Origin of the sequence: Anaerocolumna aminovalerica (assembly GCF_900115365.1) — a bacterium.
GTDB lineage: Bacteria > Bacillota > Clostridia > Lachnospirales > Lachnospiraceae > Anaerocolumna > Anaerocolumna aminovalerica.
The window spans coordinates 1-8,683 of record NZ_FOWD01000072.1; the positions used below are offsets into that span (position 1 = coordinate 1).

The following is an 8,683-nucleotide window of genomic DNA, read 5'->3' on the forward strand; positions in this document are numbered from 1 at the left end:
ATCTGGAAAGGGAGATCCTTGAACTCCTGATAGCGGTAATCGTGAATACGTTTGGTCTGAGCACCACAATGGGGGCAGGTTTGTATGGTAGGATTGGTTTCGATGAATATCCTAACATAATGATCTGCATGAACCACTTTCTTAATAAAAACATCTTCTAAATTCAGTAGATTTTTGGTACAATGAGAGTGCATCTATCGAAAACCTCCTTTTAATGTTTGTTTGGACGACGTGCATTTACTTAGAGGCTTCGTATAGATGCATTTTAATATAAAAAATAAAATGTTGGAAGTATGTCTTTTGCATACCCCAACATTTATTATAGAACCTATAAAAGTTTATATATAAAAATACTCCTTATTTTATTATTTTAGAATAAGGGTTAAGTTATTTATAAATAATAATCCCATAGGAGGTTTTGTTATGGCGATAGAAAAAATAAATGCAGAATTAAAATTAATGGATGGATTAAAAGTTGAAGGAAGTGCAGGGAATTTCAAAATAACTATGGATCAGGCAAAAGAAGCCGGTGGGGATAACCAAGGAATGTGTCCAGGTGAAGCATTTCTTAACGCCCTTGGGGGGTGTAAATGCATGGTAGCAAAAATACTGTCAAAATCAGCTGATATAAAATTGAAAGAACTTTATATTAAAATGGAAGGGGAAATGGATTCGGACGGATTTACCGGAAAAAATAAAGATGCCAAGATTGGTTTTAGCAGTATTAAAACGAAGTATAACATTAGTGCTGACAATTCAGAAGATGAAATTAAGAATTTCATAAATACAATAGAGTCTAAATGCCCAATGCAAGATACCATTGTAAATGATCCAAAGATGGATTATGAATTAAATATTATATAATCATTTAAATATTAATTCCTGATAGAATTTAATATCTGCTGATAATATGGTATTCTTATCCTGAAATATAAGGATTGATTAATTAATAAGTCAAATGATTAATAAATGACAAGAAACAGTTGGAAAACTGTCATTTTGAGAGCGTTGAATTCAGCTTAGCTGAACTTATACTCTCAGAATGACAGTTTTTTGTTGTAAAGATCCAACATGATATTAATTCAATCATGGTATAATGGAAAGCATATTATCACCGCCATAAGAGTATGCTTCAACTATATAAAGAAATATTTATTTTTATCCGTAATTATATGATTTGTAGGTTATACATAGTGAAAAGGAGGTATAGTGTTTTTTTGAGCTCATGGATCAATATCCGTTTATCAAGGAGACTTTTAAAAAGCATCAAATAGTAGAATAAAGAAAGTAAAATAGAAACTTTTTATTTAAATAAGGAGCAAAAGTCAGGCATTAAAAATGCCCGGTTTTTGCTCTGATTTTTTTAATTTAACTTTTTGAAGATTAATAGACCACATTGTCGTTATTATTATTAGAGAACAAACGGAGGTGATAGAAACAGCCTAAACTACCGATTTTGTAGTAATAATTGAGCTGTTAGAAATTACAAATATATATAACATAATATTTATCTAAAGGTTACATATGTCCTTTATACTATGAAGGATAAATATAAAGAGAGAAAGTATGAGGAATGAACATCCTCCTACTTGGAGGTATAAAATGCAAAGAAGGAAATTTATAAATAATTTACTTAAGTTCAGTACTTGGATAGGACTGGGGGTATTTTGCCTTTTTATTGTTTATGGATATAAAGCCGGTTTATTTTCTTCTACAGAATCTTTTCGTGAATTTATTCTGAGATTTGGAATGTGGTCAGGTCTGATATTTGTTTTAATACAGATTGCACAGGTGATAGTTCCCATTATACCGGGAGCCGTCAGCTGTGTTGCAGGGATCATAATTTTTGGACCATGGGTTGGATTTCTATACAATTATATCGGAATTTGTATTGGGTCCATTCTTGTATTCTTACTTTCTAAAAAATACGGAAAGGATTTTGTAAAAGGAATTATAGGAGAAAAATCTTATAACAAATATATTGGCTGGATTGACCGGGGCAGGAAATTTGACACCATGTTTGCTTTGGCAATATTTTTTCCGGTAGCTCCAGATGATCTGCTTTGCTATATTGCTGGTTTAACAAAAATGAAATTAGAAAAATTCGTAGCAATTATATTACTTGGAAAACCAATGTCAATTGCACTTTATAGTCTGGGATTGACCAGCATTGGCCAGTATCTGTTAGAATTTATCAAATAAAAACGTGAGGAGAAGTATATATGAGAATATTATTACATTCCGATCATCTTAAAATGGTCGAAAAAAGCGGAGTAGGAAGGGCAATATATCACCAAATAAAAGCCTTGGAAGATAATCATATCTCTTATACAACAAATAAAAAGGAGAACTATGATATTGTCCATATTAATACTGTTTTTCCAAGTTCTTATTTAATGGCTAAAATAGCTAAGGCGAAGGGTAAAAAAGTAGTATACCATGCTCATTCTACAGAGGAGGATTTTAAGAATTCTTTTCGGGGTTCTAATTTTATCGCACCCTTTTTTAAAAAGTGGCTTATGAAATGCTACAATAGTGGAGATGTGATCATAACACCAACTTTGTATTCCAAAAGAATACTGGAAGGATATGGATTGAAAAAGCCTATTGCTAATATTTCTAATGGTATAGACTTAGAATTTTTTAAAAAAGATACAGAGGGCGGTAGACGTTTCCGGGAAAAATATCATTTTAATGAGCAAGATAAAATAATTATCTCAGTGGGGCTATACATTGAGAGAAAAGGTATTTTAGACTTTGTGGAATTGGCAAAGGCAATGCCTGAATATAAATTCATATGGTTTGGATATACCAATTTAAATACAGTAACCAACGAGGTTAAAAAAGCAGTGGAAACCAGATTGCCAAATCTATATTTTCCCGGTTATATCAGCAGAGAAGAATTAAAAGATGCTTATAGCGGAAGTGATTTATTTTTATTTCTGACACATGAAGAAACGGAAGGAATTGTGTTGTTGGAAGCCTTATCTATGAAAATACCTGTATTAATACGTGACATCCCTATTTATAAAGGCTGGTTTAAAGATGGGGAAAATATATATACCGGAAATGATTTGCCTCAATTTGAATATAAGATCCAAGGAATTATAAGTCAAACACTGCCATCTTTGGTAGAGCAGGGATATGAGGTGGTAAAGGAAAAGGATATAAAAGAAGTAGGTAAACAGTTAATTTCTGTTTATAATAATTTGATGAAACAGCCACAGTATGCACTGGGACGAAAGAGTATGTTAAAACCCTATGTTATGAGTAATCTTAGATAATGAATAATAAGTAAAGTAAACCGAGGGAGTTTCTTATTAGCGTTCTTATCTATTGGCCTATACACATAGAAAATTTATGTAAAATATTATTTTAATCGTCAGAAAAGAATAAAAACCTTGACTAATATTAGTGTTGATACTATGCTTAATTTGTACAATTTGCGGACTAATTTTATCTGGCAAGTACGCAAAATGATTCACTAAAGAATACAAGGGAGTGAAAAGATGCTTAAAATACTGGCTATAGGTAATAGTTTTTCTCAAGATTCTACTACCTATTTATATGATTTAGCAAAAAGCGGAGGAGTAGAATTAAAGGTTGTTAATCTTTACATAGGTGGTTGTTCCTTGGAGACTCACTGGAATAACATAGTTGAAAATAAGAAAGATTACGAATATCAGTTAAATGGTATATTTACCGGAAAATATGCTTCTATACTTGAAACTTTATTGGAAGAAGAATGGGATGTAGTAACAATGCAGCAATGCAGCGGTTTTAGCGGGTTGATGGATACATATCGCCCTTACATAAAGAATCTGTCAAATTACATCAAAGAGCATGTTCCCAAGGCGAAACAATTAATCCATCAGACTTGGGCTTATGAAATAGATTCCGGTCATGATCATTTTAACTATTACCAAAAGAATCAGAAAATTATGTATCAGAAGTTGATTGAATGTTACCAAACTGTAGCTGATGAACTATCCTTAGACATTATTCCTTTTGGAGAAGTGATTCAAGAACTTAGAACATTGCCGCCTTTCGATTATAAGAATGGGGGAATAAGTCTATGCAGAGACGGATTCCATATGAATTATATTTATGGAAGATATGCTTTGGCTGCAACCTGGTATGAATATGTAGTAAAAGGTAACATTCTAAACAATAAATTCAAACCTCCTGTTATAGACGGAATGGAGGCTTCAGAGGAAGTACTGCAAATTATTAAGCAGCATGTTCATAATAAAATAAACAACTAAAATGCGATATCATAAATTATGATAAATTTGAAAGTAAATAATACAATAAATATATAGGAAAATTTACATAGAATTATTATAGGAAACAATTGGACACAGAAAATTTCAGTTCAATGAAATAAAGAATGATTATCCTACTTTTCGGTAAAGTATTGGATAGTCATTTTTTATTACTTACAAAAGACTAAAGAGAAGCTGTTTATAATTGTTAAATAATATTAAGAAACTATCATAAATATATATTATAAATATCAATTAATATATTATTCAGGAGAGCTATGCAAAAAAGTAAAAATACTTTTAAATCTTTTTTTTCTTCCAAAGTTATAAGCCTAATATTACTGCTGGTCATCATAATAATTTGTTGGATGATAGAAAGAGTCAGAGTGAGAAAACCTGTAAGAATAGTAGGTTATTATGCTGCCTGGAATCAAACTCCTAAGGATATCAATGCAGACCAGTTAACACATATTAATTATGCCTTTGCCAATATAGGAAGTGACCTGAAAATAGAACTTGGATTTCCGGATGTAGATGAAAAGAATATATATCAGTTAAATGAATTAAAGAAGGTAACCCCCAAACTAAAAACCTTAATATCTGTTGGGGGATGGATCTGGTCGGGAAAATTCTCAGATGCTGCCCTTACTGAAGAGTCAAGAACTGCATTTGCAGACAGTGTTATTGATTTTATAGTTAAATATCAATTTGATGGGGTTGATATTGATTGGGAATACCCTGTAGGCGGAGGTTTGCCAGCTAATACAGCCAGACCGGAGGATAAACAAAACTTTACCCTTTTGATGCAGAAATTAAGAGAAAAGTTGGATGAGAGGGGTAAAATAGATGGAAAGCACTACCTGCTTACTTTTGCAGGAGCTACTCTAACCAGATACCTAAATAGTATAGAACTGGATAAGTTAGTGCGGTATGTAGATTATGTAAATGTTATGACCTATGATATTCATGGAGCCAGAGATCAATTTACAGATTTTAATGCACCACTTTTTATAAACAGTGACATTTCTCCTCAATATAAATGGAGTGTTGATTCCGGCATTACTAACTGGATAGAAACCGGGTTCCCTAAAGAAAAAATTGTAATGGGAATACCTTTTTACGGATATAAATATGAGGATGTGCCTGATATCAATCACGGGTTATACCAAACTTTTTCCCAAGGAAATTCCATAGGTTATGATGAGATTGTAAGATATTATTTAGGGAACCCGGATTTTATACGTTTTTTTCATGAAGAGTCAAAAGTTCCTTGGCTATTTAACGGTTCTACTTTTATTTCTTATGATGATGAAGAATCCATTGGATGGAAAGCTAAATATATAAAGGATAAAGGACTGGGAGGAGCAATGATCTGGGAATTGGGGCAGGATTATGAAGGTGTTTTACTTAATTCTTTGTATAATGATTTATATGGATGTAAATAAATTACCAATAGGATATAGCAAAAAGCGCGAAAGGGGTCAATCCCCACAATAATTTGTTTGATAATGGGCTTTTATTCATTTAAAACACCTCTTCATAAAATGTAGTAACCTTAGTTCATTATACCATGGCTAGAATAGTTGGTCTATCTGATAAAGTCCTAATAGTGTTTTTTTATGTCTTAAGATTGCTATTATACTGGAACTATGGAATTCCTATGAAACAAGAATTACAACATCCAATATTCTCGTTGGTGTGAACATATTTAGGCAAATCTTGCTTTAATGAGCTAACTTTTTATTATGTTCCATTGATTTGCGTTTCCGGTTATGGTAGTATCAATTTTGAAAAATTAACTTAACTTTGATTTTAACTTATGAGCCGGAGGTTTTAGCATATGGATAATAATATTGCTTGGTATAGAGAGAAACAAGTTGAAAGAATAATAAAGAATCTTAATAGACGTAATATGGAAGGGTATTTTATTAAAGATAAGGAACAGTTATTATTAGAATTGAATGAATTAATAATAGAAGGTTCAATTGTTGGAGTAGGTGACTCGATTACTCTTTTTGAAACAGGAGTAATCGATTTTTTGAGAAGTGGAAAATTTGAATTTTTAGACAAATTTAAAGAGGGGTTAACTAGTGAAGATAAAAAAGAAATTTATATTAAAAATTTTTCAGCTGATTCCTTTTTATGCAGCACCAATGCAATAACGGAAAATGGTGAATTATATAATATAGATGGTAATGGGAGCCGGGTAGCGCCTATGCTGTACGGACCGAAACAAGTCATTATTATTGCTGGGATTAATAAAATTGTTAAGGATTTAGATGAGGCACAAATAAGGGTAAGACAATATGCTGCCCCACTTGATGCAAAAAGGTTAAATAAAGATACTCCTTGCACCAAGATTGGATATTGTGTTAACTGTAGCAGCCCCAAGCGAATTTGTAATGATTTTGTCACAATAACCGGGCAGTTTATTAAAGGAAGAATAAAAGTATTAATTGTGGACGACTATTTTGGGTATTAAATGAAATTGCTTTAAAATTGGAGTAAAAAATATGCTTCTTCTGATTGCAGTATAATTTTTGGAAATTACATTACAATTGAAAGAAGCATAGTAAATACAGCCGTTTATTTATCTGGATTATTGTTAGTTTTTAAAATTCTCTCAGCTCTTTTATTGGCGGAGGAATTCTTTTACCTTAGGTACTATGATAAAGATGTTTTCTGTATTATTTGATGCTGTATATGATTATATTTTTTCATCTATAAACTGCATTAATGCTTGATTAAATTTGTCCCGTTCTTCATAAAACAGCGCATGACCGCTGTTATTAAAGGGAATAAGTTTAGAATTTCTAATTCCTTTATTCTGGGCTTCTGCTAATGGGAAGAAACAAACGGCATCATGGATGCCATGAAGTATTAATGTTGGTACATTTATTTCTTTCATATCAAAGAATAATTGTTCTTCATCCAGCCAGGTGTTAGCAATAGCTGCTGTAGACCAACCGGCTGCTTCCAATCCCAATTTAAAAAACCAGTCTTTTAATGGGTCACTGACATTTTGGAAGAAAAAGATATCTGAAAATCCCCGAAGCATTTTTGGGCGGTCATTTAAGGTATTATTAATAATTTCCAAAACGGTTTCTTTCGTCTGACCATAAGGAAAATAAGGGCGCTGTACTAGACTTGGAGCGGCTGCGGCACATAATACTAATTTTGACACTCCAAAACCTTTATGTCTTGCCATATATCTTATTGCAATAGCGCCTCCTGTTGAATGGCCAACTAATGTAACATCTCTTAAATCCAACTGGTTCATTACAATTCTAACATCATCTGAAAGCCGGTCATAGTCATAACCGTTTAAGGGTCTATCTGATTTTCCAAAACCTCTCTGGTCTAATCCTATACAGCGATAGTTATTCATAGCCAGTTGATTAAATTGGTATTCAAATAATTCATGGCTGCCGGGCCATCCGTGTAAGAATACAAATGTTTCTCTTCCTTTTGGATTCAAATCTTCCACATAGACACTTACATCCGGTTCTACATTTATATAATAACCCAAAGTAAACCCTCTCAAAATTTATCATCTATCTATTTTATTCCGCTTAACTAATTTGGTTAATCATTAGTTGAATTGATACGCTAATAATGAATTAATAGAAAAATTAAAATTAGAGTTCTATTTTGTAACATTATGTCGAAATTGAAATATAATATAGTATCACTAGAAAGAAAGGAGGGGTTTTAATGTATATGTACAATTCAGACTACGATTGTAGGGAAGAGAAGAAAAAAGAAAATAAACCTAAAGAAAACGAATTTTGTGTTCAAGTAAATATTTTCTGTGATGAAGATAAAAAGAAAAAAGAAGATGATTGTAAAAAAGAACGTAAGGAAGAAGATTTTTGTGTTCAGGTAAACATCTTTTGTGATGAAGATAAAAAGGAAAAGAAAAAAGAAGATGATTGTAAAAAAGAACGTAAGGAAGAAGAATTTTGTGTTCAAGTAAATATCTTCTGTGATAAATGTAAAAAAGAAACTTATTAATAAATATTAATCCAATTTAATAAATAGGTTATTACACTTTAATTAGCCTGCCACTACATTGTGGCAGGTTATTTATTTGTGTCACAATAAAAATAAACCACCTGCTATGCAGGTGTGTTCCCAATTAGCTTTAGCTTCAAGTTTAAAAACCTCCTATGTTATACTAAGTGTAGGTTCGCCAACCACACAAAAATAGCATAGGAGGTATCCAAAATGGATAAGAATAGTTTATCACACACGAAGTGGGAATGTAAATACCATCTTGTTTTTGCGCCAAAATACAGGAGACAGATAGTATATGGACAAATAAAACAAGATGTAGCGAACATATTGAGTATGTTGTGTAAAAGGAAAGGGATAGAAATAATTGAAGCAGAGTGTTGTAAAGATCACATACACATGTT

General features: G+C 31.9%; 10 protein-coding genes. 8 read left to right on the top strand and 2 right to left on the bottom strand.

Annotated features, from left to right (window positions below; all coding sequences use genetic code 11):
- The coding region (locus BM183_RS20205) for a transposase family protein (RefSeq protein ID WP_139221571.1) at positions 1-194 on the bottom strand (194 nt) is incomplete at its 3' end.
- A 229-nt stretch (positions 195-423) separates the two neighbouring features.
- Here BM183_RS20205 and BM183_RS20210 point away from each other — a divergent pair.
- The 6 genes from BM183_RS20210 to BM183_RS20235 all read left to right on the top strand — a co-directional run bounded on the left by BM183_RS20210 (position 424) and on the right by BM183_RS20235 (position 6,747).
- Positions 424-864 carry an OsmC family protein gene (locus tag BM183_RS20210; RefSeq protein WP_091689382.1) on the top strand — a complete coding sequence of 147 codons (441 nt, stop codon included), beginning with the start codon at positions 424-426 and terminating at the stop codon, positions 862-864.
- Positions 865-1,602: 738 nt separating this feature from the next.
- On the top strand, positions 1,603-2,202 hold the full coding sequence (locus BM183_RS20215) for a TVP38/TMEM64 family protein (protein ID WP_091689384.1): 600 nt from the start codon (positions 1,603-1,605) through the stop codon (positions 2,200-2,202).
- Positions 2,203-2,222: 20 nt separating this feature from the next.
- Positions 2,223-3,284: an LTA glycolipid anchor biosynthesis glycosyltransferase, IagA/BgsA family gene (locus BM183_RS20220; RefSeq protein ID WP_091689386.1), complete on the top strand. Its 1,062-nt coding sequence runs from the start codon at positions 2,223-2,225 to the stop codon at positions 3,282-3,284.
- A 225-nt stretch (positions 3,285-3,509) separates the two neighbouring features.
- Positions 3,510-4,265, top strand: coding sequence for a DUF4886 domain-containing protein (locus BM183_RS20225; protein ID WP_091689388.1), 756 nt, complete (start codon positions 3,510-3,512; stop codon positions 4,263-4,265).
- A gap of 386 nt (positions 4,266-4,651) precedes the next feature.
- Positions 4,652-5,710: a glycoside hydrolase family 18 protein gene (locus BM183_RS20230; RefSeq protein WP_170848103.1), complete on the top strand. Its 1,059-nt coding sequence runs from the start codon at positions 4,652-4,654 to the stop codon at positions 5,708-5,710.
- A gap of 395 nt (positions 5,711-6,105) precedes the next feature.
- Positions 6,106-6,747 carry a lactate utilization protein gene (locus tag BM183_RS20235; protein WP_091689392.1) on the top strand — a complete coding sequence of 214 codons (642 nt, stop codon included), beginning with the start codon at positions 6,106-6,108 and terminating at the stop codon, positions 6,745-6,747.
- A gap of 225 nt (positions 6,748-6,972) precedes the next feature.
- On the opposite strand, the gene BM183_RS20240 is transcribed toward BM183_RS20235, so the two are convergent.
- Positions 6,973-7,794: an alpha/beta fold hydrolase gene (locus tag BM183_RS20240; protein ID WP_091689394.1), complete on the bottom strand. Its 822-nt coding sequence runs from the start codon at positions 7,792-7,794 to the stop codon at positions 6,973-6,975.
- Between the two features lie 185 nt (positions 7,795-7,979).
- On the opposite strand from BM183_RS20240, the gene BM183_RS20245 reads away from it, so the two are divergent.
- Both BM183_RS20245 and tnpA read left to right on the top strand, forming a co-directional pair.
- Entirely contained in the window at positions 7,980-8,279 is a 300-nt protein-coding gene (locus BM183_RS20245; protein ID WP_091689396.1) for a hypothetical protein, read from the top strand.
- Between the two features lie 213 nt (positions 8,280-8,492).
- Positions 8,493-8,683, top strand: a 191-nt coding sequence (gene tnpA / locus BM183_RS20250; RefSeq protein ID WP_139221572.1) for an IS200/IS605 family transposase, incomplete at its 3' end; no start/stop codon positions are given.